The 25,685-nt window shown below is 38.7% G+C and carries 24 protein-coding genes; 10 read left to right on the plus strand and 14 right to left on the minus strand.

Going from position 1 to position 25,685, the window contains the following annotated elements:
* Position 1 precedes the first annotated feature (1 nt).
* A complete protein-coding gene (gene moaE, locus NBG71_RS00725; protein ID WP_075672752.1) occupies positions 2-463 on the plus strand; it encodes a molybdopterin synthase catalytic subunit MoaE in 462 nt (153 codons plus the stop codon).
* 194 nt (positions 464-657) lie between these two features.
* A complete protein-coding gene (locus tag NBG71_RS00730; RefSeq protein WP_036938325.1) occupies positions 658-1,368 on the plus strand; it encodes a Bax inhibitor-1/YccA family protein in 711 nt (236 codons plus the stop codon).
* Positions 1,369-1,476: 108 nt separating this feature from the next.
* Here NBG71_RS00730 and NBG71_RS00735 read toward each other — a convergent pair whose 3' ends face one another.
* Genes NBG71_RS00735 through NBG71_RS00755 form a run of 5 tightly spaced genes read right to left on the minus strand, consistent with a single transcriptional unit; the run spans position 1,477 to position 7,223 of the window.
* Complete coding sequence (locus tag NBG71_RS00735) at positions 1,477-2,586, minus strand: ABC transporter permease (protein WP_075672753.1); 1,110 nt, start codon at positions 2,584-2,586, stop codon at positions 1,477-1,479.
* Positions 2,587-2,599: 13 nt separating this feature from the next.
* Positions 2,600-3,751 carry an ABC transporter permease gene (locus tag NBG71_RS00740; protein ID WP_159241882.1) on the minus strand — a complete coding sequence of 384 codons (1,152 nt, stop codon included), beginning with the start codon at positions 3,749-3,751 and terminating at the stop codon, positions 2,600-2,602.
* On the minus strand, positions 3,744-5,513 hold the full coding sequence (locus tag NBG71_RS00745; protein WP_099659808.1) for an ATP-binding cassette domain-containing protein: 1,770 nt from the start codon (positions 5,511-5,513) through the stop codon (positions 3,744-3,746). The genes NBG71_RS00740 and NBG71_RS00745 overlap by 8 nt, the downstream gene beginning before the upstream one ends.
* A 13-nt stretch (positions 5,514-5,526) precedes the next feature.
* Positions 5,527-6,513, minus strand: a complete 987-nt coding sequence (gene hlyD / locus NBG71_RS00750; protein ID WP_075672756.1) for a secretion protein HlyD — start codon at positions 6,511-6,513, stop codon at positions 5,527-5,529.
* An 11-nt stretch (positions 6,514-6,524) separates the two neighbouring features.
* Positions 6,525-7,223 (minus strand): CerR family C-terminal domain-containing protein, encoded by a 699-nt coding sequence (locus NBG71_RS00755; RefSeq protein ID WP_075672757.1) that lies wholly within the window; start codon positions 7,221-7,223, stop codon positions 6,525-6,527.
* A gap of 372 nt (positions 7,224-7,595) precedes the next feature.
* Between NBG71_RS00755 and rhlE the strand changes: the two genes are divergently transcribed.
* From rhlE to NBG71_RS00770, 3 genes are all read left to right on the plus strand, one after another.
* Entirely contained in the window at positions 7,596-9,020 is a 1,425-nt protein-coding gene (gene rhlE, locus NBG71_RS00760) for an ATP-dependent RNA helicase RhlE (RefSeq protein WP_075672758.1), read from the plus strand.
* 11 nt (positions 9,021-9,031) lie between these two features.
* Positions 9,032-9,964: a tRNA dihydrouridine(16) synthase DusC gene (gene dusC / locus NBG71_RS00765; protein ID WP_099659806.1), complete on the plus strand. Its 933-nt coding sequence runs from the start codon at positions 9,032-9,034 to the stop codon at positions 9,962-9,964.
* Between the two features lie 193 nt (positions 9,965-10,157).
* The gene (locus tag NBG71_RS00770) at positions 10,158-10,406 is read left to right on the plus strand and encodes a GlsB/YeaQ/YmgE family stress response membrane protein (RefSeq protein WP_075672760.1); all 249 of its coding nucleotides are present in this window, start codon (positions 10,158-10,160) and stop codon (positions 10,404-10,406) included.
* 76 nt (positions 10,407-10,482) lie between these two features.
* On the opposite strand, the gene sseA is transcribed toward NBG71_RS00770, so the two are convergent.
* From sseA to metC, 4 genes are all read right to left on the minus strand, one after another.
* The gene (sseA, locus tag NBG71_RS00775) at positions 10,483-11,325 is read right to left on the minus strand and encodes a 3-mercaptopyruvate sulfurtransferase (RefSeq protein ID WP_075672761.1); all 843 of its coding nucleotides are present in this window, start codon (positions 11,323-11,325) and stop codon (positions 10,483-10,485) included.
* Between the two features lie 13 nt (positions 11,326-11,338).
* Positions 11,339-11,524, minus strand: a complete 186-nt coding sequence (locus NBG71_RS00780; protein WP_075672762.1) for a YohO family small membrane protein — start codon at positions 11,522-11,524, stop codon at positions 11,339-11,341.
* Between the two features lie 285 nt (positions 11,525-11,809).
* Entirely contained in the window at positions 11,810-13,177 is a 1,368-nt protein-coding gene (gene dcuC / locus NBG71_RS00785; RefSeq protein ID WP_075672763.1) for a C4-dicarboxylate transporter DcuC, read from the minus strand.
* A 34-nt stretch (positions 13,178-13,211) separates the two neighbouring features.
* Positions 13,212-14,387, minus strand: coding sequence for a cystathionine beta-lyase (gene metC, locus NBG71_RS00790; RefSeq protein ID WP_250916453.1), 1,176 nt, complete (start codon positions 14,385-14,387; stop codon positions 13,212-13,214).
* 404 nt (positions 14,388-14,791) lie between these two features.
* On the opposite strand from metC, the gene purB reads away from it, so the two are divergent.
* Both purB and NBG71_RS00800 read left to right on the plus strand, forming a co-directional pair.
* Positions 14,792-16,159 (plus strand): adenylosuccinate lyase, encoded by a 1,368-nt coding sequence (gene purB, locus NBG71_RS00795; protein ID WP_075672765.1) that lies wholly within the window; start codon positions 14,792-14,794, stop codon positions 16,157-16,159.
* Positions 16,160-16,240: 81 nt separating this feature from the next.
* On the plus strand, positions 16,241-17,629 hold the full coding sequence (locus NBG71_RS00800; protein ID WP_191901857.1) for an MmgE/PrpD family protein: 1,389 nt from the start codon (positions 16,241-16,243) through the stop codon (positions 17,627-17,629).
* Positions 17,630-17,685: 56 nt separating this feature from the next.
* On the opposite strand, the gene fabZ is transcribed toward NBG71_RS00800, so the two are convergent.
* From fabZ to NBG71_RS00815, 3 genes are all read right to left on the minus strand, one after another.
* Positions 17,686-18,111, minus strand: a complete 426-nt coding sequence (fabZ, locus tag NBG71_RS00805; RefSeq protein ID WP_075672767.1) for a 3-hydroxyacyl-ACP dehydratase FabZ — start codon at positions 18,109-18,111, stop codon at positions 17,686-17,688.
* Between the two features lie 186 nt (positions 18,112-18,297).
* Positions 18,298-19,179: a dihydrodipicolinate synthase family protein gene (locus tag NBG71_RS00810; protein WP_211838925.1), complete on the minus strand. Its 882-nt coding sequence runs from the start codon at positions 19,177-19,179 to the stop codon at positions 18,298-18,300.
* A 74-nt stretch (positions 19,180-19,253) separates the two neighbouring features.
* Positions 19,254-20,162: a LysR family transcriptional regulator gene (locus tag NBG71_RS00815; RefSeq protein ID WP_075672769.1), complete on the minus strand. Its 909-nt coding sequence runs from the start codon at positions 20,160-20,162 to the stop codon at positions 19,254-19,256.
* 252 nt (positions 20,163-20,414) lie between these two features.
* Between NBG71_RS00815 and dinG the strand changes: the two genes are divergently transcribed.
* Entirely contained in the window at positions 20,415-22,523 is a 2,109-nt protein-coding gene (gene dinG / locus NBG71_RS00820; RefSeq protein WP_250916454.1) for an ATP-dependent DNA helicase DinG, read from the plus strand.
* Positions 22,524-22,587: 64 nt separating this feature from the next.
* Here dinG and dps read toward each other — a convergent pair whose 3' ends face one another.
* Complete coding sequence (dps, locus tag NBG71_RS00825; RefSeq protein ID WP_075672771.1) at positions 22,588-23,094, minus strand: DNA starvation/stationary phase protection protein Dps; 507 nt, start codon at positions 23,092-23,094, stop codon at positions 22,588-22,590.
* 274 nt (positions 23,095-23,368) lie between these two features.
* Positions 23,369-24,259, minus strand: a complete 891-nt coding sequence (gene rhtA / locus NBG71_RS00830; RefSeq protein ID WP_075672772.1) for a threonine/homoserine exporter RhtA — start codon at positions 24,257-24,259, stop codon at positions 23,369-23,371.
* A 331-nt stretch (positions 24,260-24,590) separates the two neighbouring features.
* Here rhtA and NBG71_RS00835 point away from each other — a divergent pair, with 331 nt between their 5' ends.
* Both NBG71_RS00835 and NBG71_RS00840 read left to right on the plus strand, forming a co-directional pair.
* The gene (locus NBG71_RS00835) at positions 24,591-25,169 is read left to right on the plus strand and encodes an LOG family protein (RefSeq protein ID WP_075674376.1); all 579 of its coding nucleotides are present in this window, start codon (positions 24,591-24,593) and stop codon (positions 25,167-25,169) included.
* 9 nt (positions 25,170-25,178) lie between these two features.
* Entirely contained in the window at positions 25,179-25,643 is a 465-nt protein-coding gene (locus NBG71_RS00840) for a GNAT family N-acetyltransferase (protein WP_075674377.1), read from the plus strand.
* Positions 25,644-25,685 lie beyond the last annotated feature (42 nt).

The following is a 25,685-nucleotide window of genomic DNA, read 5'->3' on the forward strand; positions in this document are numbered from 1 at the left end:
GATGAGCGCATCAACTCGTATTTCAGTACAAACTGAAAATTTTAGTGTTGGTGATGAATACCAATGGCTTTCAGAGTGTGACAGCGATGGTGCTGTTGTGACATTTACTGGTAAGGTTCGCAATCATAATCTCGGTGATGAAGTGAGTACGCTCACGCTTGAACACTATCCGGGAATGACTGAAAAAGCACTGACAGATATTGTGAATGAAGCGAGAGGTCGTTGGCCTTTGCAACGTGTCAGTGTTATTCATCGAGTGGGCACATTAAATATTGGCGAAGAAATAGTGTTTGTGGGTGTCACTAGTTCTCATCGTAATAGCGCCTTTGAATCTGCTGAATTTATTATGGATTTCTTAAAAACACGTGCGCCATTTTGGAAAAAAGAAGGGCTTTCTGAAAATAATGATAGATGGGTTGATGCACGCCAAAGTGATTATGACTCAGCTGAGCGCTGGGAATAAATCATTACACTCAATTAAACACTACATTACTTTACCTAAATTTATTTTATGGTGACATTTCATACAGTTTATTTCATGGAAATGTAAAATCAGTGTGATAAAATTAAATTCTAATGAGCCCATAATGGGCTCTTTACTGAAATAAACGTTATCGTTAAACCTAACGTTATCACTATGATTAAAGGGTAATCATCATGGATCGATTTTCACGTTCTAATGATTCAATCGTACAGCGCACAGGTTCTGGCCTACAAACCTTTATGGCTCAGGTTTATGGTTGGATGACTGTTGGTCTGTTATTAACTGCGTTTGTAGCACTCTACGTTGCATCAAGCGAAGCATTATTATCAATGATTTTTTCTAGCAAGGTCGTCTTCTTTGGTCTGATCATTGCTCAGTTAGGGTTAGTTTTCGTGTTATCAGGTATGGTTCATAAAATGAGTGGTGCAGTTGCAACCTCATTATTTATGCTATATTCCGCATTAACAGGGGTAACTATCTCTAGTGTATTAATTATTTACACTGCATCATCAGTTGCGAGTACATTCTTTATTTGTGCGGCAATGTTCGGTGCATTAAGTGTTTATGGTTACACCACTAAGCGTAGCTTAACGGGTATGGGTAGCTTCCTGTTTATGGGGCTTATCGGTATCATTATTGCTTCTATCGTTAATATCTTTATGCAAAGCTCAATGATGAGCATGGTTATCTCTTACGCGGGTGTGTTAATTTTCGCTGGCTTAACTGCTTACGACACACAAAAATTAAAAGATATGGGTAATGAGATTAATCAAGAAGATAAAGAAAATATGCGCCGTTACTCCATTATGGGTGCATTAACGCTTTATTTAGATTTCATCAACCTGTTCTTAATGTTACTGCGTATTTTAGGCGACCGTCGTTAATTTTAACGATATCTGCGGATAACGTAGTTTAAAAACAGCATAAAAAATAAATCCCATAACTTAATAAGTTGTGGGATTTTTTTATTTAATAAATTAATGGCTATCGTTTTAAGCTATTTTTCTTTGAAAAAGATAATACGCAAAAGTACCTGTGCCTGCTGCAATTACTAATAAAGGCCATAAGCTGTGCCATATAACAGTAATATCGGCATTTTTAAGGTAAATCTGTTTTGTGATATCAGTGAAATGGCGAATTGGGTTTATCCAAGTGGCATGTTGTAGCCAAACAGGCATATTTTCTACCGGTGAAATATATCCAGATAATAAAACCGCAGGCATCATAAACACAAATACACCAATAAAAGCCTGCTGTTGGGTCGAACTTAATGCGGATATTAATAAGCCAAAACCCACCAGCGATAAGCCATAAATAAGCATGGTAAAATAAAATAGGATTAATGAACCTGAAAATGGAATTTGATAACCGAATATCCCAATAATTAATACGATTGTGCCTTGAACAGCCGCTACAACCATTGCTGGAACCGCTTTGCCAACAAAGATTTGCCATGTTGATAGTGGCGAAACTAATAGTTGATCTAATGTGCCTTGTTCACGCTCTCTAGCAACAGAAAGTGAAGTAACTATCATCACGCCAATAGTGATAATCAACGCTACTAAAGAAGGCACAATAAACCATTTATAATTTAAATTCGGGTTATACCAATTGCGAACAACAAGCTCTGTTTTATTCAGTAAAGAAGGTGTATTGCCTGCTAATTCAGTTTGATAGTTTTGTACGATTTGTTGCACATAATTAGCGGCAATTTGCGCACTATTAGAATTTCGACCATCTAGGATTATTTGCAATTTAACAGGAACATGGCTTTCTAGATCAGCACTGAAATTCTGCGGAAAACGAACTAATAAAAGCGCTTTGCGATTATCAATAGTTTCTTTTATTTCATGTTCATTTTTAAGCAAAAGAGTTTGAGAGAATGCACTCGCTTTGGCGATACGTTGGGTTAACTCGATAGATTGTTTACCATTATCCTCATCAAAAATGGCAATAGAGGCATTGGTAACATCTAACGTCGCGGCAAAAGGAAATAAGATCATCTGAAAGATAACCGGCATTATTAAAATAATACGTGTTTGAGGCTCTTGTAATAATGACTGTAACTCTTTCATTATCAGGGTGAGAAGGCGATAAAACATAAAAGCTCTCCCTTTAATCTAATCGACGACGTGTTGCTAACGCCGTTAATCCAATAAAAAATATCGCCGATACAATTAATAGCCACATATCTAGCATCAATATCAACGGAATATCGCCAGCTAAAAATAGCGTTTGCAAACTACTCACAAAATAACGTGCAGGAATAAAATAGGTCACCACTTGAATAAAGATGGGCATACTATCAATTTCAAAAACAAAGCCTGATAACATAATTGCGGGTAAAAATGCGGCATTTAGCGAAATCATCGCGGCATTAAATTGATTACGCGTTAACGTGGAAATAAGCAATCCCATGCCTAAAGCGGTAGCTAAAAATAGTGAGGTGATCCCACCTAAAATCCACAACGATCCTCGATAAGGTACGCCAAGCACAAACACGGTGACTACCATACATAACACCATGACAAAACTGCCTAACACTTGGTAAGGAATAAGCTTTGAAAGTAAGAGTTCTGTGCGTGTTATTTGGGTGGAAAGTAGGGCTTCCATCGTACCTCTTTCCCATTCACGGGCAATCACTAACGAGGTAAGAATAGCGCCAACTACGGTAATAATAATAGTGACAGCGCCCGGAATAATATAATGTTGACTAATTGCGGCAGGGTTAAACCAATAACGAGGCTCTATTTCAATTAATGGTGTAGTATCTATTCCCTTACTGATGGCTTGTTGTTGCAACCAAATTTGCCAAACCCCTTTGGTATAAGCTTGAACAAAGTTTGCGGTATTGGGCTCACTGCCATCGGTGATCACTTGAATAGGGGCTTTAGTATCTTGTCGAGCGAGTAATTCGGCAAAATTAACGGGAATAACCACAATACCTCGAATTTGTCCCGCCTGCATTTTATCAATTAATAATTGTCGATTATCGCTAATAGTTGCATTGATATATGGCGAATTTGTGAAGGTATAAACTAACTCTTGCGTTGGTTGGCTTTGTTGATTAGTTAAAATACCAATATTTAATTTGCTTGAGTCTAAATTGATGCCATAACCAAAGATAAACAGCAAAGTAAGTGGGATAACAATAGCAATTAAAGCACTACTGGGATCACGAGTAATTTGCTTGGTTTCTTTTAAACACAGAGCGTATAGACGTCGCCAAGAAAAGCGGGCATGAGAGGATTGAGCTAAATTACGCATGTTTTTCGCTCCCTTTATCATTTTCACTTTGAAGTTTTTTATCGTAATCCAGCACTAATCCAATAAAAGCATCTTCCATTGAAGGGGTTGGATTATCGTCACTAGCAACCATTTTTTTGAGAGAATCAGGCTCGCCAGCGGCAATGATTTTTCCGCGATAAACCAAACCAATACGATCACAATATTCTGCTTCATCCATAAAGTGAGTGGTAACCATCACGGTCACTCCTTTATCAACCATGCCATTAATATGTAGCCAAAATTCCCGTCGTGTTAGTGGATCAACGCCTGATGTGGGCTCATCTAAAAAGAGAATATCAGGTTCGTGCATTAATGAGCACGCAAGAGCAAGGCGCTGTTTATAACCTAAAGGTAAGGTTTCAGTGATTTGATTTACCATAGGCCCTAAGCCAAAGGCGGTTATCATATCGTTGATTTTATTGCGCTGTTGTTTGCCATGTAAGCCATAGACACCAGAGAAGAATTTCAAGTTTTGTCCCACTTTTAAATTGCCATAAAGTGAGAATTTTTGTGCCATATAACCTAAATGCTGACGTGCTTTACCTGAGCTCTCTTTTAAGTCCATACCTAACACAAGCGCTTTGCCGCTAGTGGGGACTAATAAACCACACATCATTTTGAAAGTTGTCGACTTACCAGCACCATTAGGGCCCAACAAACCGAAAATTTCACCTCGTTTAACTTGAAAATCAACATGATCGGTCGCTGCAAATTGACCAAACATTTTGGTTAACTGCTGTGCTTCAATTACCGTTTCATTAGGTGCAGGAGGGATCTGTGGCATAATTTCAGCTAATTCAGATTTATGAGAAGGGCCACCTCCTAATAAATCTATAAAAGCATCCTCAAAACGTGGTGTCGCGGGAATAAGCTTCGTATCAGACTTACCCAAAGCGTTCAGTAATTCAGTTTGATCACTCTGTTTTTTCAAGATCAAACGAACGGATTGTCCTTGAATAACGCCATCAGTGACTTGAGGTTGAATAATTGCTTGTTGCAATACTTTTCTACGCTGATGGCCTTCAACATTGAGCAGAAAAGAGCGACCTGCCATTTTTGCTGTTAGATCTTGAGGAATGCCACTGTAAAGTAGCTCTCCTTTGTTAAGTAAGAGAATGTTTTTACATTGCTCAGCTTCATCAAGATAAGAGGTACTCCATAGTATCAACATACCATCGCTGGCCAAAGCATGTACCATTTGCCAAAGTTCACGGCGTGCAATGGGATCGACTCCCACGCCTGGTTCGTCAAGAAGCAGAACTTTAGGGCTACCTAACAAAGTACAAGCAAGACCCAGCTTTTGTTTCATCCCTCCTGAAAGATTGCCTGCTAGGCGAGATGTAAAGCGAGTGAGATCGGTAAAAGTGAGCAGTTGGTGATAAACTTTTTTGCGCTCATCACCGACAACATTTTTTAAGTCAGCATAAAGATTGAGGTTTTCTAATACCGTTAAATCTTCATAAAGACCAAATTTTTGTGGCATATAGCCAAGAATAGCTCTGACATCAACACTCTGCTTTTGCGGATCCATTCCTAAAATATGAATATCACCCGCATCAGGTTTTAATAAACCTGCAAGCATACGGATTAAGGTTGTTTTGCCCGCACCATCAGGGCCAACTAAACCTGTTACAGAGCCACCTGTAATGGTGGCTGTTAATGACGAAACAGCAGGGCTTTCTAGCCCTGTAAAGCATTTCTCAACACCTTGAAGTTGGATTGTGTAATCAGTGTGTTCCATTTTTCCCCCACACTTAATGAGAGGAGGCAAATTTTAAGGTGACAGGCATACCTTGGCGCAATGCGTCATCAGCATCCGTTACAACCACTCTGAGACGATAAACTAAATCGGTTCTTAACTCCGGTGTTTCCACACTTTTTGGGGTAAATTCGGCGGTTGGCGAAACAAATCCAATTGTACCGTGATAAGGCTTATCTTTACGCCCATCGGTGTATAGATAAACCTCTCGATTAGGAACGGCTTCGCTTAAGTGGGTTTCACTGATATAAGCTCTGACCCAAACTGGATTGGTTAATGACACCGTAAATACAGGGCTTCCAGCAGATAACATAGTGCCAGGCTCTACAGCACGAGTTAGCACCGTACCTTGTGATGGAGAGATTAATTGCGTGTCTTGGAGGTTTAATTCAGCTTGAGCAACGGCGGCTTTAGCTTGCATAACTTGTCCTTTCGCCGCATCAATGTCTTCTTTTCGATAACCATTTTGATACTGATTTAGTTTATCTTGTGCCGCCTTCAATGCAGCTGCTGCTTGATTTCGATTATTTCTTGCGCTATCTAAATCATTGGCTGAAATGACCTTTCGGTTAGCAAGATCTTGTTGGCGTTTATAAAAGTTATCTGCGTATTGCCAAGCTGCTTGCTTTAATGACACATCAGATTGAGCTTGCGCGATTTCCTCAGTGCGATATCCCGCTTCCATTAAAGCGAGCGAAGCAATTGCACTATCACGCTCACCATAAGCTTTATTGAGTGCATTGCGATAGGGCGCATCATCAAGCTTGCCTAATAATTGCCCTTTTTGGACAGGAGCACCTTCATCAACTTGTAATGTGTCTAATCTTCCAGTAACACGAAAACTAAGGTTGACTGTACGTATATCGACATTGCCATAGAGCACTAATTCAGACTCTTTGTTTTCTTCGTAATAATAGATACCTGCAACAATACCGATAATAATCATTAAGATGATAAAGAAGCTGATTTTTTTAGTTTTCATAATAACTCTATTTATGCATGATGTGGGTGAGTGTAAATCTCTCTTAATCCATTGAGTAATAACGTAATATGTGTTTTTAAAGTATTGGAGATAACTTGATACTCATTCTTACCAATTCTATCCCATCCTGTTTGTCTTAGAATGGTTTCCCTTACTAAACGAAATGATAGCACTTCTCCTAAAATAGCGTGAGTGTGTAACATCGTTGTAGGTAGTGCAGGATCTAAACCAATATAGATAGCTAATAGTTTGTTTACACGCGTTAAAAGAGGCGATAACGCTTGCTGGTGGATCAAAGAATAGGCTTCGGTTGGAACGAGCTGTTCTCTTGCCATAATGCGGCTAAGATGAATATTGGCTTTATCAAGTACCAGTTGAGCATATTGTAAAAAGCTATCTGTAATAAGCGTTTGTAGCAATGGTAGATGCTCTGTGGGATTGGGCCGCTCAAGAAATTCGTCAAGAATGGCAACGGTAGGTTCAAAATCAAGGCGAATAAGATCAGCAATATGCTGTGCAACGGCGAGATATAACCCTTCTTTGGAACCAAAATAATAAGCGATAGCGGCAATATTTTGTTGAGCAGCTTGTGCAATTTGGCGTGTTGTGGCGGCATCTGGCCCATTTTTACCAAAGATCTCACATGCCGCTTCCAATAATTGTCGTTTTGCTAGTTCACCGCGCGTCGTCTTCTGTTGGGTGTCTGACATAATAGAAGATACCTTACTTAAGTAAAATGTAACAAAACCAATGATATTAAAAACAGCGATAACAAGGCGTATTATATTAGATGATATTGAACAATAGGGAAAATTTGTGATAAATAATCAAATAAAGGTGATGTGTAATAAAAAAAGTGCAATCTATTATTGAAAATTATTTTTGTATTCTGAATACAGCAAAAACTGTTAGAATAGGGGTTATTAGGTTAACCTAACAAGGTTCATTCTCTTTCATCACTGTCTATATTGAAAAATGATAGCTCCTATAGAGTAATATTACCTATAGATTGACAGTATGAAAGCCCGTCATTTTAATTTCAATCACCGTGTTATACGTTCTGGTTGTAGGAGACTACTGTTTTGACCGATTTTACATCGCTTGGTTTAAGTGAGGCGCTTCTCCGCGCTATTGATGAACAAGGGTATAAAACCCCAACCCCTATTCAACAGCAGGCGATTGAGCCGATTTTGGCGGGTAAAGACGTATTAGCGAGTGCGCAAACGGGCACAGGTAAAACAGCAGCTTTTACATTACCAATATTGGAAAAGCTGTCTCAATCAGCAACCAAAACAAAAGGTCGTCAACCCGTTAAAGCGCTGATTTTGACACCAACGCGTGAGCTGGCAGCTCAAATTGCTGAAAATGTAAAAGCGTATAGCCGTTATATTCCAATTCGTTCGTTAGTCGTTTTTGGTGGAGTAAGCATTAATCCACAAATGATGAAATTACGCGGTGGCGTTGATGTACTGATTGCAACACCGGGACGTTTACTCGATCTTGAACATCAAAATGCAGTTGATCTTTCTCGCGTTGAAGTTTTAGTGCTTGATGAAGCTGACCGTATGTTAGATATGGGTTTTATCCACGATATTCGCCGTGTAATTAATAAATTACCGAAAAAACGTCAAAATTTACTATTTTCAGCGACATTCTCTAAAGAGATCACTGGTCTTGCCAATTCTCTATTAAATGATCCGGTGAGTATTTCCGTTGCACCAAGAAACTCAGCAGCGGAATCTGTTGATCAACATGTGCATTTAGTTGATAAAAAGCGTAAAACCGAGCTGTTATCACATTTAATTGGTTTAGAAAATTGGTCTCAAGTGCTGATTTTCACCCGTACTAAACATGGTGCGAATAAACTTGCTGAACATTTAAATGCAGATGGTATTAAATCAGCTGCTATTCATGGCAATAAAAGCCAAGGTGCGAGAACTCGCGCATTAGCTGATTTTAAAGAGGGTAAATTAAAAGCATTAGTTGCAACAGATATTGCCGCTCGTGGTCTTGATATCGACCAACTGCCGTATGTTGTCAATTTTGAATTACCACAAGTCGCAGAAGATTATGTTCACCGTATTGGTAGAACAGGCCGCGCTGCTGCAACGGGTAAGGCTATTTCACTTGTCTGTGTTGATGAACATGGTTTATTAGCTGATATTGAGCGTTTATTAAAACGTGAAATTCCACGTTTAGCGTTAGAAGGTTACGATCCTGACCCTTCAATTAAAGCAGCGCCTTTGCATAAAAAACCAAAGAATAATGCACCACGTAGAAGTGGCGGTGGTCATGGGCGTGCAGATATTCGTGGTAAAGACAATCGCAACAATAGTCGTAAAGATGGCGATAGTGAAGGCAAAGAGTCTGGACGTAATAAAAGCAAAGAAAACTACCGAAATAAAGATGGCTCTCGTACTGGAAAATTAGGGCCCCGTCGTTCACGTAAAAGTGATGAAGGTAGTGATAATCAAAGCCCTTGGTCAAAAGCTAGAAAAGAGTTTTGAGGTTATAAAAAGTGCGAGTTCTATTAGCGCCAATGGAGGGGGTTTTAGACCCCCTTGTGAGAGAGTTACTCACCTCGATTAACGATTACGATCTCTGTATTACAGAGTTTGTACGAGTTGTAGATTCATTATTGCCAACGAAAGCATTTTACCGCTTATGTCCTGAATTACATACCGAAAGTCGCACAAAAAGTGGCACGCTAGTACGGGTGCAATTATTAGGACAACACCCACAATGGTTAGCTGAAAATGCCTTTAGAGCCGTTTCTTTAGGCTCTTGGGGGGTTGATTTAAACTGCGGTTGCCCTTCAAAAACAGTCAATGGTAGCGGTGGTGGTGCTTCACTTCTAAAACAGCCAGAAACGATTTATCAAGCAACGAAAGCAATGCGTGATGCAGTGCCTTTAGAGTTACCTGTATCTGTTAAAGTGAGACTTGGCTGGGATTCTTCTGTGTATAGCCATGAAATTGCAGATGCTGTGGTGCAAGGTGGTGCTACGGAAATCACCATACATGGCAGAACAAAGGAAGATGGTTATAATGCCGAAAAAATTAACTGGCAGGCCATTGGAGATATTCGCCAAAGACTTTCAATACCTGTGATTGCTAATGGCGAAATTTGGAACCGTGAAGATGCATTAGCTTGCTTAGCCACAACTGGTTGCGATGCGATAATGATTGGCCGCGGTGCAATGAATACCCCTAACTTAAGCCGTGTTGTAAAAGGCATCGAAGCTAGAATGCCTTGGCAAGAGGTGATTGAATTATTAAAGCGTTATGTTCGATTAGAAAAGCGTGGTGATACGACGATTTATCATGCATCACGTATTAAGCAGTGGTTTAGCTATTTACGTAAAGAGTATCCAGAAGCTGATGAGTTATTTAGGCAAATTAGAACATTAAAAACGTCACCAGAAATTGCAGTGGCAATAGAGGCGTTATAGTTTAAAAATCATCTTATCCGATAAAAAATAGTGCTAATCAATCAGCGCTATTTTTTATAAATAAACTAACTCCTATCTTAAATATCACACCATTTATCACTCATTATTGGAAAAAATCACTCTTTAGACTTACACTCAATAAGTGACATTTTGGGATGTATTGTTTATATCATGACTATTTTTAGGGGGAAATATGGGAATTATTGCTTGGATCATCTTTGGTCTGATCGCAGGTATTTTGGCGAAATTCTTAATGCCTGGCTCTTATGATATTGGTCTGATATGGACTTGTATTCTGGGTATTGTGGGTGCTGTTGTTGGTGGTGCAATTAGTAGCTTCTTTGGTAAAGGTAAAGTTGATGGGTTTAACTTTGGTAGTTTCGTCGTTGCTGTCATCGGTGCCATTGTTGTGCTCTATCTTGCAAAAATCTTCGCAAGTTAATACCTTCACACCCAATAGATATTGATAATAAACCCGCATAATGCGGGTTTACTTTTTTAAAGCATCAACGGATTAATTAACATTCACAAGGAAGGGTACTTTCAGCACCCCATTGCGCCCAAGAGCCGTCATAGAGCGCAATAGATTGGCAACCCAATACGGTTAATGCTAAAAATAAAATTGCCGCAGTCATACCTGAGCCACAGGTAACAATAATAGGCTGTGATAAATCAACACCTGCTTGTTCAAATATCTGCTTTAACTCAGCTTTCTGTTTTAATTGCCCATTAATAACTAACTCATTCCACGGAACGTTTTTACTGCCGGGAATATGTCCACTGCGCAAGCCCGGGCGAGGCTCTGGTGCTTTACCATAAAAACGATCAGCAGAGCGAGCATCGATCATCTGTTTTTGCTTGGTCTCTAAATTATCAAGAAGTTGTTGTTTATTGGCATAACGCTGTGCATGACGTTCAACCATAAAAGGAGACTGTGCTGGTACTTTTATTGCCTCACCTTGTTCTGTTGCAAATTCAGCCTCAATCCATGCTTGTAAACCACCAGCAAGAATACGTACATTACGACAACCTAGTGTTGTTAATGTCCACCAACCTCTAGGTGCAGAAAATAAGTTACCTTGATCGTAAATAATCACGGTAGTGGTATTAGAGATACCTAATTGTGTCAATGTTTCTGAAAATAGGGTATCAGAAGGCAACATATGTGGCAGTGATGTGGTTTTATCTGCGACTTCATCAAGATCAAAAAAATGGGCATGTGGAATATGACGCTCAAGGTAAAGTGCTTGATAGTCAATCTGTTGAGTTGGCATTGGTGCGCTTACATCAAGGATCACAAGATCAGCATCATTTTGATGTTCAAATAACCATTGGGGAGTAACAAAGTAATCGTATTCCACGGTGCGACCTCATTTATTTAGCAGAAGGTGAGCTGTCTGGGATAGCTGGAAATTGCTGTGTAGGTGATGTTTCAGGTTGAGCCTGCTCTGTTTCTATTGGTGTTGTGGAGCGCGTATAGATATTTAAGCCGGCAAGGAAAACACCACCGATAGAACCAAAAGCAAGTAGCGCGATAATCACAATAATTATTTTTTTCATAATGTTCATTTGCAGATGAATGTTGCGCAAAAGTATATCGAGATATGAAGTTGAAACAAGTACTAAGTCGGTTTAATCAGCAAATGATAATGGCTAAAACGTCTTATTTTTAGGCAAAAAAAGGATTAAATAGATAAATAAACAGGCTATTTATTTTTTATAAATAGCCTGAGTAGAGTTAATGTTGACGTTAATTATTTCAATCAAAGGTTACAGTCAATGATAAGAAAAAATCCCTTAAACTCAGGAGTAAATGAGTTTAAGGGGAAGGGTAACGCAACTTAATTAGGAATATAAAAACCAGAATGTCATTGCTAAGTTCACGATAGCCGCGACAGCCATAGGAATGGCGGTACGTTTAACTATTTGGAAAGGTGAGACATTCGCAATACCTGCAATGGCGACAATGGCTGCGGTAATTGGTGAAACGGTACGGCCAAAACTGGTCATTATTTGCATTGGTAAAATTAAGGTAATGACATCGACTTTTAAGAAGGCGGCAATTTTGGGTGTTAAGGCGGCAAATGAGAAGAATGCCGCATTACCTGAACCCATTAAAAAGGCTGCTAATGCAAGAATGGCACTCATTACAATGATCATGGCTGCAATACCAAAACCTGCATCTTGAGCTGAGCTAATTAACGTATCGACGGCACCACTTTTTAGTAAACCATTGGCAAAGAACTCACCAGATACAATTAACGATACCACTAAAACAAACTGCTTACCCATTCCTTCAAAGAACAACATAAAGCTATTCATTACTGCTTTTGCATCGCGTAAGCGAACATATTCAAAAAGAAGTGCAATCACAGTACTAATAATCATCGCGGTGGTGACTTCTAATTTAATATAAGGGTGTAGCAATGGACTGAAGCCGATAATCAGAACTAAAGGGATCACAGGTAATAAGGCATAAGACAGTGGAATTTTATTGCCTTCTTCTTTTACTGCATCAATAGTTGTTGGGTCAAAAACAAATCCTTCACGTTTATCCCACCAGCGTTGAATAAAGAAATGAGTGATCGCAACAGCAATAATAATAGGAATTGTGATCGGTAACTGGTGTTGAACAAAGTAGACGGCAGGTTCAATATCCGCTGTTTTCGCCGCCATAATCACGTTACCAGAGCCAGGGCCATGGTCGATAAATTGGCAGCATCCAATTACGGCTAAAGCGGAAAGAGGACTAATACCAGAACGAATTAATATCGGATACATGGTGACCATTAACAGCATACCTAAACCTGCATGGCTAGGAATAAAGATAACCAAGATTTGGGTGACTAAAAATGAAATCACTAATAATAAGTAAGGCGATTTTATCGCTTTTAATGGTCTTTCAAAAATAGCAAATAAAGCACGGCTTGCGCCAACGTGTTCCATATAACGAGAGAAACCCGCAATTGCCATTAATGTTAAACCAAGACCCGCTAGGCGAGAACTCATTATATTCGTAAAGATTTGGAAAATATCAAAGTATTTAAATTGGGTGGATTTATTTTCTGGCAATAACGGATTAAGGTCGAGAGATGCAGTTAAGAGTAATAGCAATAATCCGCCGAGTAATAATACTGGCTGAGGTTTATAACCTCGCGCCAGTAAATAAACCACCAACGCTGTTACCAGCGCGGCAATGATTAAACCTGTCATAGTGAATTCCCCGGTAATGATGCAATATTTTTTGTTATTGGTTTAATGCTAAAAAAGCTTGTGTAATATCTGCAATAAGATCATCTGTTGCTTCAAGGCCAATATGTAAACGGACAAAAGGGCCATGACCTTCTCGCCAATCAGACGCTGTTCTCGCACCGACAACATTGGCAGGTAAAGCGAGGCTTTCAAATCCACCCCAAGAAGCACCAATACCAAAAAGCTCAAGCGCATCAATAAATTGTTCTGATTGTTTAGTGGTATATTCTTGTTTAAATTCAATGGTTAATAGACCGTTACTACCTTTGCAATCACGTTTCCATAAATCATGACGAGGGTGATTAGGTAATTCAGGGAACCAGACTTTTTCAACTTCAGGGCGAGTCTCTAACCACTGTGCAATGGCTAGTGCTGATTTACCATGCGCCGCGATGCGTTGACCTAATGTCCTCATACCACGAAGAACTAATGCTGCATCATCTGGGCTACTGGCTTGACCTAATGCTTCAGGTAATGCACCAATTTTTTTCCATGCTTTTTCATTCGCAACCATAATGCCCATCATCACATCAGAGTGACCGCATAAATATTTGGTTGCCGCGATAACAGAGACATCTGCGCCTAATTCCAGCGGGTTATAGAGCCATGCAGAGCCCCAAGTATTATCAACACCGACAGGAATATCTCTCTCATGAGCAATACGGCAAATTTCAGGCAGGTCGAGCATTTCATAAAGGAGTGAGCCCGGTGATTCGACAAAAATAAGCTGTGTATTTTGTTGAATTTTTTGTTCAAAATCAGAGCCATCGGTTTTAAAGAAACTATAAGCGATATTATTAGGCTCAAGAAAAGCCGATGCAATTTTACGAACAGGCTCATAAACAGAATCAGCAAATAAAACATGTCCACCACTGCGGGCATATCCCATAATTGTGACGGCAATAGCAGCTAATCCGGTAGGGAATAACTGAGCACGATAGCCGCCTTCTAATTCGGTTATTAAAGCTTCAAGGGCAAATGCGGTTTCTGTACCACGCGCGCCGTAACTTAAAACACGCTCTGTTGCACGACGATCACGAACATCACGCCAACTCTTAATCGAGTCAAAAACGATGGTGCTGGCTCTCATTACGGGTGGATTGATGGGGCCTGAAGTTTTTATTTCTTGGCGTCCACTGTGTATCAGTTTTGTTTGTTTATTTTGTTTCATTATTAATATCTCCAAATATAGAAATAGAGTTCCCCGGTAATTAAATAAAAGGATTAATTACTGTTTGCGCTTATTTTGTTTCTATTATTTATAACAAACTTATTTATTTTTAAAATAGCTATTTTCTAAAAATGATGATCTTCCTCTAACTTTTTAGCATTAATTATTCTAATTAAATCTTAAATGTTATTTAAGATTCAAAAGTTATAAGTAATAAATAAAGAGTTATTTATAACTGGTTGAATTAATGTTATTTTTTAATTGATTAGAAATATTTAAAATTAGATTAAAATTATCAAAGTGTTTTTATTGAGATTATATTGCATAAATAAAATAACAATCTAACAAGTCGTTTGATTAAAAAAACGATCTTTTTTATTATTCTTTTAATAGGGGAAATAATTATGGGAACCAGCGTTTTCGATTCGGTTTTATTAAAGAATTTATGGTCAACAGAAGAGATGAGAACTATTTTTTCGGATAAAACTAGAATGCAAAACTGGCTTGATTACGAAGCCGCATTAGCGATTGAACAAGCTGAATTAGGTTTGATCCCAAAAGAGGCTGCAAAAGTGATTGCAGACACCGCGAAACTTGAAAAGCTCGATATGGACTATGTATTAGAACAAGTGCGTCTTACTCGCCATCCATTAGTGCCAACAATTCGTGGTTTAGAACATGCTTGCCCAGAACACTATGGAGAATACGTTCACTTTGGTCCAACAACACAAGACGTTATTGATACTGGCCTTGTTCTACAACTAAAAGATGCTCATCATACTTTCTTACGTGATATCAAAGTATTAGGTCGTGCCTTACTTTCATTAAGTGAACAACATCGCAACACACCAATGGTTGGGCGTACATTAGCCTTACAAGCTCTGCCAATTACATTTGGCCATAAAACCGCAATTTGGCTAACTGAGTTAGCGCGTCATTATCAACGTCTTAAAGAGATCGAACCTCGCTTATTTGTCGGTAGTGTTGTTGGCGCGGTGGGTACAAAGGCCTCTTTAAGCGATAAAGCTGATGAATTAGAAGCTCGTGTATTAAAACGATTAGGTTTAGGTGTACCTGAAATTTCATGGCAACCTGCGCGTGATAGATTCAGCGAATATGGCATGTTAATGGGTTTAATTAGCGGAACTCTAGGTAAAATTGCTAATGAAATCCTACTATTAGCGCATAACGAAATTGATGAGTTATCCGAGCCTTTCAGTAAAGGACAAGTGGGCTCTTCGACCATGCCACATAAGCGTAACCCAGCTATTGTTGAAAATGCGGCCTGTGTGAGTAATACCCTAAAAGCGAATCTTTCTGTTTTAACGGATATGATGAAACACCAACATGAGCGTGATGGTGCTATCTGGAAAATGGAATGGAAGATCATGCCAGAAATGTGCCTGATGCTGTCTGTTATTTTCGATAATATGAAAACAGTAATTGGTGGACTGAATGTGCATGTTGAGAAAATGCGCGAAAATATGGATATTCTGGGGGGTTTTATGCTGGCAGAGCGTGTGATGTTTGCATTATCTGATAAAGCAGGTAAACAAACCGCACATGAAATTGTGTATGAAGCATCAATGTCTGGGCAAGAAGAAGGCATAACTTTCGTTGAAGCGATTAATCGCGATACTCGTATTCGTGATCACATTACTCAAGAAGAGCTTGATGCACTTTTAGATCCAACGACATATGTCGGTAATGCACCAGCCCAAGTTGATCGAGTAGTCGCACAAACCAAAGCCTCTGGCTGGTTAAATGACTAAGTGACTTAATTACATCCAACCTTCTTATTATCTAAAAGCCGGTGATATTGCTGGCTTTTTCTTATCTATCCCGAGGTGTTTATGACATTGAGTCAGCAGTTAGCCCAATTTATTACTACAACCACTTTCTCTGATTTACCTGATCAAGTTGTTAGCCGAGCCAAAATTCATTTATTAGATACATTAGGTGTCGCACTTGCAGGAAGTGTGCAACAAAGTGCTATTCAAAGTCGTCAAGGTGTGGTTTTTTTACCTGATAGCCAAGGTAACATTCCGATTTGGGGAAGTTCGCTAACAGCAAGCACTACGGTGGCGGCACTGACAAATGGTATTGCATCACATGCCTTAGATTTTGATGATACACACACAGATTCAATTGCACATGGTAGCGCGGTATTAACACCGATTGCTTTTGCATTGGGTGAGTCTATTGGTGCGTCATCAAAAGATATTTTAACGGCATGGGTGATTGGCTGGGAAGTGGCTGCAAGAGTTGGCTTAGCAAGCCATAGTGGATTTCATCAGCGAGGTTTTCACGCTACAGCAATTGCGGGTATTTTTGGTGCAACAGCTTGTGCCGCTTCACTATTAAAGTTAACGCCAGAACAAACTGTGAATGCATTAGGGTTAACAGGAAGCCAAGCAGGAGGAGTAGCAGAGTATCTAACTAACAGTTCATCTTCTAAATGCTTTCATGCGGGATGGGCTGCACAATCAGGTATTATCGCAGCATCATTAGCAAAAGGAGGAATGACAGGCCCAGACACAATATTTGAAGGTCGTTATAGCCTTTATCAAACACATGGTATTAAAGAGCAAGCACAACCAGAACAAGTGGCATTAGGATTAGGTGATGTGTGGGAATTTTTAAATGTTTCTATTAAGCCTTATCCGGTATGCCATTTCGCTCATGCGACTGTGGACTGTGGGCGTAATTTGCTGAAAAAAGGGATCGCGGCTGATGATATTGATAGTGTTGAGTGTGTTGTCGATCCAGTAGCGGCTGCTTTGATTTGTGAGCCACCTGAAACAAAATGGGCACCTCAAACCGCGTATGGTGCTAAATTTAGTTTGCCATGGTTATTTGCTGCGGTTTTTCTAGATAATGCTTTGACGCTCTCTTCATTATTACCTGAAAACCTACAACGGGAAGATATTCAGTCACTAGCGAAGCGTGTAAGTTATCGTTATCCCGAAAAAGGGGAAATCCCATTTCCTACCTATTTCCCTGGATTAATTTTCGTGACATTAAAAAATGGTGAGAAGATCACGGAGAGATTAGACATTCAATACGGTAATCCGAAAAATCCAATGACAGATAAAGATGTGATTAGTAAGTTTTACGATAATGCATCTTTGGCGATAGAAGCAGAACAATCAGCACAGTTAGTTGAAAAAGTACTGCATTTCGAAAATATTACTATTGCAGAAATAACACAGTTATTACGTATTAAAGAAGTGATTGATTAAAAATAAAGTAAATAAGATGATGAAGTGAGGGATTGGTTCTATCTACCAATCCTTTTTTATTGTCTTGCACACATAAATTCAGATGTACAAACTATCTTCTCACCAATTTTCACCGTACCTGAAAAGCTAACAATTGTGCGTCGTTGTCGGCGAAATTGGATCTCGATATAAAGTTGATCACCTGCTTTTACCACGTCATAAAAACGCGCATTTTTTATACTGGCAAAATAACATTGTTGATCTTTACCCATTGGTGAAAGGTAGTAATGGGCAAGAACGCCAGAAGCTTGAGCCATACTTTCAAGTAGTAATAAAGGTGGATAAAACTCACCAAAAACAACCGTATCATTGGTTGTGATATTTTTAATGGCGGTTAATTTGCCACTGGCAAGTTCAGCTGGCTCAGAAATAACGCGATCAATTAATAAGAATGGATAACGATGAGGCAATATTTCCATTATTTCACTGACGGAAATGGGCATATATTTTCTCCTCGTTATGGTGATAGGGTAAACTCAGTTTTACAACAACGGCGGTTATTATTTCATTCTTATTCAATATGGTACAGTATTGAGCTGTATTTTTGATGAGAAAATTGAGTTAAACAGATAACAAAGACCAGAATAGGAAAAATCTAGCCTTTGTTATTTCTGAATAAGAATAATTTATCAATCAAGGCGAGCAATGATTTGGCGTAGGTCGTTCATTGCGGCTTCATTTAAAGGCTCTTGCGGTAAAATAGGAGAGCCCACTTCAAAACCTTGAATATTTAGGGATGCTTTAATACATGATGCGAGCGAGTACTTTGTAAACGCTTCATTGATTTGCCACATCTCTTTTTGTTTTGCTAAAGCGACATCAAAATCGCCTTTTGTTGCTAGCTCATACAGTTCAACACATTGCTTTGGCAATACACAAGCAGGGCCTGCCATCCAACCTACACCACCAAGTTTTAACACTAACAATGGAATATGAGCTGAAGCACTAAAGATTTTAACGCGCTCACTAAACGTATTGATCATGGTGAGCAGGCGACCGGTATTGCTGGATGCATCTTTAATATATTCAATATTCGGGATATAGCTAAGCTCATTGAATAAAGAGATAGGAAGAACATCGCCCAAAAGTCCCGGGTTGGTATAAATTGTCATGGATTTTTCAGGAAAAGCTTCAGCGATAGTTCGGAAATAACTAGCTTGTGCAGTTTCGCTTAACGGGTACATTTTTTGTGAAATTAAAACCATGCCATCAACGCCTAATTGAGCGTATTGTTCAGCTTGATGACAAGCATCAGCAGTTGAAAAACCTGCAACACCCGCAATAACGGGAATTCGACCTGCGGTTTGATCAACTGTAATACGCACAATTTCATTGCGTTGTGTTTGAGAGAGATAAGCGTATTCACCAGTGCTACCTAATGGACTTAAACCATGAACGCCACACGAAATCAGATGTTCGACTAATCGGCGTAATGAAGCTTCGAGAATGGTGCCTTTTGTTTGATCAACAGGTGAAACAAGGTAAGGAAAAATGCCATGAAATTGGGTCATAATCGGTGTCCTGTTTTATGGTTTTAATCTTTTATTACTTTGGTTATCAACACGACTTAAGGGCTCTAGGATCTCTACTCTTTTTGAAGTGTTATGTCGGCATGATTAATCACTTCATTTTGTTCATTTTTTAATGAATCAAACAGTATTTGAGCTGCTTTTCCTGGGCTATTGGCATTCAGATACAGGTTATAGCTAATTGCGGGTAAAGGAGGTAGGCCTTCTTTTTCACCTAAAATACGTAAGTCATCACCTGAAAGCTCAATTGAACGTGCCATAATGCCTAAGCCTGCACGTACGGCGGCTCTAGCACCCGAAAGCGTGGTAGCAATATAAGCGATTCGCCAACGAATACCTTGTTGATCAAGGTGATTTATCATCATATCGCGGTATGTACTGGGTTCATCTAATACAACTAACGGTAAGGGTTCATCAAGATCAAATCTGAAGTGCTTTCCGCAATACCATAAAGAGGGGGAAACACGTAATACAATTTTGGGATAACCCACATGTTCTTCAGTGGAAATGGCTAAATCCAGTTCGTTGTTTTCTAACATAGACATTAAAAATGGGCTACGTTTAACAATAATTTCCATGATGAGGCGAGGATAGGCTCCAGAAAAACGCGCGAGAAGATCAGGTAAAATCGTGTTTGCCGTATCATCTGGAGAGCCAATTTTTAAGATCCCATCAATTTCTTCATGCATCAATGAAAGACAGGCTTCATCATTCAAACGCAAAATACGGCGAGCATAATTAAGCAGTTGCGTACCTGCTTCTGTCAGTGTTTTGTTTCGCCCTTGGCGAGCAAACAGCTCTTTGCCTATCAGCGATTCAAGTCGTTGCATTTGCTGGCTTACAGCAGATTGTGTACGACAAACAGACTCAGCCGCCGCTGCAAAGGTATTTCCATCGACAACAGCAACAAAGGTTCGGAGCAAATCAAGTTCTAAGTTAAAAATAGGGCGCTTTGCAGAGGTCATTATAGATATCTCTTAACTGGTGTTGTGTTTAATAAAACCAAGAAATCACATTTTTTATAAGACTATTTTAGATGTTACGTAATGAATACTCATACTATGAAGAGTTGAATTAATAATCTATAACAAAGCTCAATAATTTCGAGATGTTATCCATTCTTTGATGAAAAAGGAGAGCAAATGAAGGTAACTACTGATTTTTATACAGTGTTATGAGACAATGGCGCCTTTATTAAAATCAGTTACAGAGTGGTTATGTCCCTTTCTCAATCAGTTAAAAATCAAATAAGTCAGTGGTATAAAGCCCTACCTGAGCATATCGAAGGGTTTATTCCGCGTGCGCCACAGCGTGAAATGATAGCTGAGGTGGCTAAGACTTTTTCTGATGAAATGGGACGTCATTTAGTGATAGAAGCCCCAACTGGCGTGGGTAAAACACTCTCTTACCTTATTCCAGGTATTGCTATTAGCCGTGATGAGAAAAAACCACTGATAATCAGTACAGCCAATGTGGCACTGCAAGATCAAATTTATAGCAAAGATCTACCATTACTTAAAAAAATCATTCCTGATCTTACGTTTACTGGCGCTTTTGGTCGTGGGCGTTACCTATGCCCTCGCAATTTAGATGCGATTTGTGCAACAGAAGGTGAGCAAATTGACCTTATGTTTTTGCTTGAAGATAAAGTTGATGTGGCGACAAGTGCAGAAAGAGAAATTTGCCTAGAACTGAAAAATGATTTTACTAGTTTTGGTTGGGATGGTTTGCGTGATCACCATAAACGCGCATTAACAGATAGTTTATGGCGCAAAATCAGCACGGATAAGATGAACTGTTTAGGGCGTAATTGCCAATATTATCATCGTTGTCCTTTCTTTATTGCTCGCCGTGAAATTGATGAAGTGGATGTGGTTATTACCAATCACGCTTTAGTGATGGCGGCAATGGAAAGTGAATCTGTGTTGCCTGATGCTAAAAATCTACTTTTGGTACTTGATGAAGGGCACCATATTCCTGATGTTGCGCGAGATGCCCTTGAAGTCGAAGGGGAAATAACCTTAGTTGCTCTTAATAATCAGCTTGATAATATCACTCGCCATGTTAGCCAGTATTTAGCGCAATTTATTCCGGTAAGACCGCCTAAATTGGCTGATCCTATTCGTTTCGATGCCCATATCGCTAAGTTGCGTGAAGCTTATCAAGAGGTTGATACATATACACGTGCATTATTGCCAGAACGTAGTGAGCAAGATGAATACCTTTTCCCGTTAGGTGAATTGCCTGAACAACTTCTGTTAAGTTGCCAGACATTATTTAAGCTAACAGATGGTTTAAAAATGTTGGGCGAAGCTATTTTAAATGATTTAACAGAGCGCACAGCGAAAGAAGATGTTGTACGTTTACATCGTGCTATTTTAACTACCAGTAGGATGGTGGGATATTTAGAAAACATGGCAAAGCTATGGCGCTTAGCTACATTAGAGCAAACCTCAAAAGCGCCAGTATCCAAATGGCTAACGCGCCGTTACGATAAAAAGCAGTCTCATCTCTATTTTCATTGTGCTGGCATTCGTGTTAGCGAACAACTGACGCAATTGTTGTGGAAAAATATCCCACATGTGGTTATTACTTCTGCGACATTACGCTCATTAAATAGCTATTCTCGTATTCAAGAATTAACAGGCTTAAGTGAGCATTTTGATGATCGCTTTATTACGTTGTCTTCGCCTTTTGAACATAAAGAGCAAGGTAGATTAGTTATTCCTAAAATGCGTTATGAACCGACCATGATCCATGAACGTGAACATTTAAAAGAGATGGCGCGTTATTTTCGACACTGCATGGAAGAGAATAACCACAGAGGCCAATTGGTTTTATTTAGTAGCCAGCGGGCAATGGAAGGCTTTTTAGAAGAAGTGAAAGATTTACGTTTGTGCTTATTAGTGCAAGGTGATCAGCCACGCTATCGATTAGTCGAAACACATTGTAAGCGTATCGATGCTGGTGATAATAGCGTGTTGATAGGTTTGCAATCTTTTGCAGAAGGGCTCGATTTAAAAGGGGATTATTTAACGCAGGTGCATATTCATAAAATTGCTTTTCCGCCTGTGACAGATCCCGTAATTGTGACAGAAGGGGAGTGGCTTAAATCGCTAAAACGTTATCCTTTTGAAGTGCAGAGTTTACCGAGTGCATCGTTTAATTTAATTCAGCAAGTTGGACGCCTTATTCGTAGTCATCATTGTCACGGTGAAATAGTGATTTATGACAGACGCTTGCTAACAAAAAACTATGGTTCGCGTTTATTAACCGCGTTACCTATTTTCCCTATTTATCAACCAGAGATGCCTAAAGATAAATAAAAAAGACTACCTAGAGAAAGAGAGGTAGCCTTTTAACGTCATAATTTCAATTTGTTATTACGAATTAATTCTCAATATTGGCTTCAATAAACCATAAGAATTTATCAAGATCACGCGATGCTGCAGTAAACATATCAGCGGTATCTTCGTCTTCAACTTCGTCAATGGCTTTACGAATATCATTTGCAACGATAGCGTAACGATCAGCCAGTGCTTTTAAGTGATCCTGCACATCATGAATATCCAATGGGTATGCTTTTAATGGTGTTTTTTTACTCACCACTTGTGGAGTGCCTAAAACAGTGCCACCTAATTGAACAATACGCTCTGCAAACTCATCGGTGTGTTCATTAATCGTGTCACGGAAACCATCGACCATTTCATGAACGGAAATAAAGTTTCTACCGCGCATATTCCAATGAGCTTGTTTTGTGATGAGAGATAGGTCGATAAACTGCGTCACCATCTGTTGCAGTAATTCGATAGCATGTAATTTTACACTGTCATCGAGATTATTACGGGTATAAAGCAGGGTTGAAGGTGTGGATTTGACTAATTTAGCAGTACTCATAATCGTTCTCCCTAAATAATTAATAACTCAATATCTTAATTTCTGTTAATTATGATAGTAAATTATTAATGGTTAGTCTTATCGATTGATACTATTAAATTGATAGGTCATCTATTAAAAAAATCTAATCTATCGAAATAGTCTATTTAGGGTAAGACAATGTGTGAAAAATAGCAATGATAGGTCAGTAAAGTTATTATTTAATAAGTAAAAAGGATCATAAGATCCTTTTTAAATAAATATTTATTTATAAGAAAAAAATACGGTTAAATAATTATTTAACCTCTTCAATTTTGGTTTTACTTTTTATGGTTGCCGTTGAACCAATTGAAGCTAACACAATAAAGGCGAGGGCAACCCATTGTATTAACGTCAAATGTTCGTGTAAGAAAATAATACCAATAAAGGCACCCATACAAGGTTCTAAGCTCATTAAAGTCCCGAATGTTTTAGCGGGTAAGCGTGTAAGCGCAATCATTTCTAAAGTATAGGGGAAAGCAGTTGATAGAATCGCAATAGCTAATGCAACAGGTAAAATTGACCAGCTAAACATAATATCTGGGCTACTTTGTAACATACCAATAGGAACGAAAATAAAGGCCGCAACTAACGAGCCAATAGAAACCGTTGCTGCGCCGTAACCTTTGCCTGCACGTTGTCCGAATACAATATATAACGCCCAACCTACACCAGCACCCAGTGCATAAAGGATACCTAGAGGATCTAATCCATGAATATTATCGCCAATAGGCAACAATAATCCTAAACCAGCAATGACTAAAATTATCCATAAAAAGTCGATGGCTCTGCGCGATGAAAACATAGCAACAGCTAGAGGGCCTGTAAATTCAAGGGCGACCGCAATACCTAAAGGAATGGTTTCAAGGGCGAGGTAGAAAAGGTAATTCATCATCCCTAAAGATAAACCATATAAAAACAGTGGTATAATCGATTCTCGAGTAAACTTAAGTCGCCACGGTTTAAAAATAAAAAAGAGGATCAAAGTGCCCAATAACAGGCGTAACGCCGTTACAGCGGGGGCACCAATAACAGGAAATAGGCTTTTAGCAAGGGATGCGCCGCTTTGAATTGAAAGCATGGAGAGAAGCAAAAGAAGCACAGGGTAAAATACCTGTAATTTAGCTGAGTGTCTGGCTGACAACATCCTATAAAACCTCGTCAATAATCAATCGTATGTGTTCTCTGTTAGCTGATAACAAAGGATCGCATAATATAAAATAAAATCACCAGCTTTAATACAGTTATTCCTTAATAAATATTTTTTGTTTTAATTCAGTTTAGTTAAATTATCTTAAATATAAATTAATTTATTTTTAATAAAATAAAAAACAGCCTCTTATAAATATAAGGGTTGATAATCATTAAATATATATGTGCGATAAAAAGTGTAAAAACACTTTTTTTAACCTTTTTTATTAAAAGTACCTTCAGTATAATTCCAAACTCGTTTTAACTAGCTAAAAGAGAATAAAAAAATGAGTAAAATAAAATCTATCGCAGTGTATTGTGGTTCTAGTTTAGGGGCTTCACCTATTTATAAAGAACAAGCAATTATTTTTGCCAAAGAGCTGGTTAAACGTAATATTACCTTAATTTATGGTGGTGCAAGTGTAGGAATTATGGGCACACTCGCCGATACAGTATTAGTCGAAGGCGGAAAGGTAATTGGTGTTATTCCTACGTTGCTAGAAGGGCGTGAAATTTCACATAAAAATCTGACCGAATTACATGTTGTTGAAACAATGCATCAGCGTAAAAGTAAAATGATTGAACTAGCTGACGGTTTTGTCGCTTTACCTGGTGGCTTTGGTACATTAGAGGAGTTTAGTGAAGTCTTTACATGGAGCCAAATTGGATTGCATCAGAAACCATTAGGCTTACTTAATATCAATCAGTTCTATTCTCCATTATTAATGATGATTGATAAAATGGCGGACGAACAATTCTTACATGAAAAATATCGGAATATGGCGATTGTAGAACAATGTCCTATTCAATTATTAGATAAATTTGAAACATATATTGCACCCCCTGTAAAAACCTACAACAAATAAAGGTAAAAAATGATAATAATAAGAAAAGCAATTTTGTCTGATGTAGAAGAAATTAATACGCTTTACACTTATTTATTTAATGAAATGGCGAATTTACAACCAGATCGATTAAAACCGGGTAAGCAAGATGAAGCTTTTATTATTAATGGAGTAAAAAATGATAAGTTTCATCTTTTAGTGGCAGATTTAGACGGTAAAGTCGTTGGATTTAGCATGGCGCAAATTCAAGAAACACCAATGTTTAACTGCTTGGTTCAGCGTAAATATGCTTATATTTATGATATTGTTGTCGACCCTTCTTTACGTAGCCAAGGCGCAGGCAGTTTATTATTAACAGCGATGAAAGAGTGGGCTAAATCAGAAAAAATGACGCATCTCGAGTTATCGGTATTAGCTGAAAATGGTGCAGCAAAACGTTTTTACGAACGTGAAGGATTAAAAGAAGTGAGCACAGTGATGGGGATTGCTTTATAGCAGATCCAATTTACGTTAATTTTCATAGGATTAAGCGCATAG

This window comes from Proteus sp. FZP2095 (genome assembly GCF_023701425.1).
GTDB lineage: Bacteria > Pseudomonadota > Gammaproteobacteria > Enterobacterales > Enterobacteriaceae > Proteus > Proteus cibarius.

Coding starts and splice junctions, on each gene's coding strand:
- NBG71_RS00770 (WP_075672760.1), top strand. CDS start 10,158: ATGGGAATTATTGCTTGGATCATCTTTGGTCTGATCGCAGGTATTTTG.
- NBG71_RS00745 (WP_099659808.1), bottom strand. CDS start 5,513: ATGGAACACACTGATTACACAATCCAACTTCAAGGTGTTGAGAAATGC.
- purB (WP_075672765.1), top strand. CDS start 14,792: ATGGGAACCAGCGTTTTCGATTCGGTTTTATTAAAGAATTTATGGTCA.
- hlyD (WP_075672756.1), bottom strand. CDS start 6,513: ATGAAAACTAAAAAAATCAGCTTCTTTATCATCTTAATGATTATTATC.
- fabZ (WP_075672767.1), bottom strand. CDS start 18,111: ATGCCCATTTCCGTCAGTGAAATAATGGAAATATTGCCTCATCGTTAT.
- NBG71_RS00780 (WP_075672762.1), bottom strand. CDS start 11,524: ATGAAAAAAATAATTATTGTGATTATCGCGCTACTTGCTTTTGGTTCT.
- NBG71_RS00740 (WP_159241882.1), bottom strand. CDS start 3,751: ATGCGTAATTTAGCTCAATCCTCTCATGCCCGCTTTTCTTGGCGACGT.
- NBG71_RS00815 (WP_075672769.1), bottom strand. CDS start 20,162: ATGACCTCTGCAAAGCGCCCTATTTTTAACTTAGAACTTGATTTGCTC.
- NBG71_RS00810 (WP_211838925.1), bottom strand. CDS start 19,179: ATGACCCAATTTCATGGCATTTTTCCTTACCTTGTTTCACCTGTTGAT.
- rhtA (WP_075672772.1), bottom strand. CDS start 24,259: ATGTTGTCAGCCAGACACTCAGCTAAATTACAGGTATTTTACCCTGTG.
- NBG71_RS00735 (WP_075672753.1), bottom strand. CDS start 2,586: ATGTTTTATCGCCTTCTCACCCTGATAATGAAAGAGTTACAGTCATTA.
- NBG71_RS00835 (WP_075674376.1), top strand. CDS start 24,591: ATGAGTAAAATAAAATCTATCGCAGTGTATTGTGGTTCTAGTTTAGGG.
- dcuC (WP_075672763.1), bottom strand. CDS start 13,177: ATGACAGGTTTAATCATTGCCGCGCTGGTAACAGCGTTGGTGGTTTAT.
- dinG (WP_250916454.1), top strand. CDS start 20,415: ATGTCCCTTTCTCAATCAGTTAAAAATCAAATAAGTCAGTGGTATAAA.
- metC (WP_250916453.1), bottom strand. CDS start 14,387: ATGAAACAAAATAAACAAACAAAACTGATACACAGTGGACGCCAAGAA.
- NBG71_RS00755 (WP_075672757.1), bottom strand. CDS start 7,223: ATGTCAGACACCCAACAGAAGACGACGCGCGGTGAACTAGCAAAACGA.
- NBG71_RS00840 (WP_075674377.1), top strand. CDS start 25,179: ATGATAATAATAAGAAAAGCAATTTTGTCTGATGTAGAAGAAATTAAT.
- NBG71_RS00730 (WP_036938325.1), top strand. CDS start 658: ATGGATCGATTTTCACGTTCTAATGATTCAATCGTACAGCGCACAGGT.
- dps (WP_075672771.1), bottom strand. CDS start 23,094: ATGAGTACTGCTAAATTAGTCAAATCCACACCTTCAACCCTGCTTTAT.
- NBG71_RS00800 (WP_191901857.1), top strand. CDS start 16,241: ATGACATTGAGTCAGCAGTTAGCCCAATTTATTACTACAACCACTTTC.
- moaE (WP_075672752.1), top strand. CDS start 2: ATGAGCGCATCAACTCGTATTTCAGTACAAACTGAAAATTTTAGTGTT.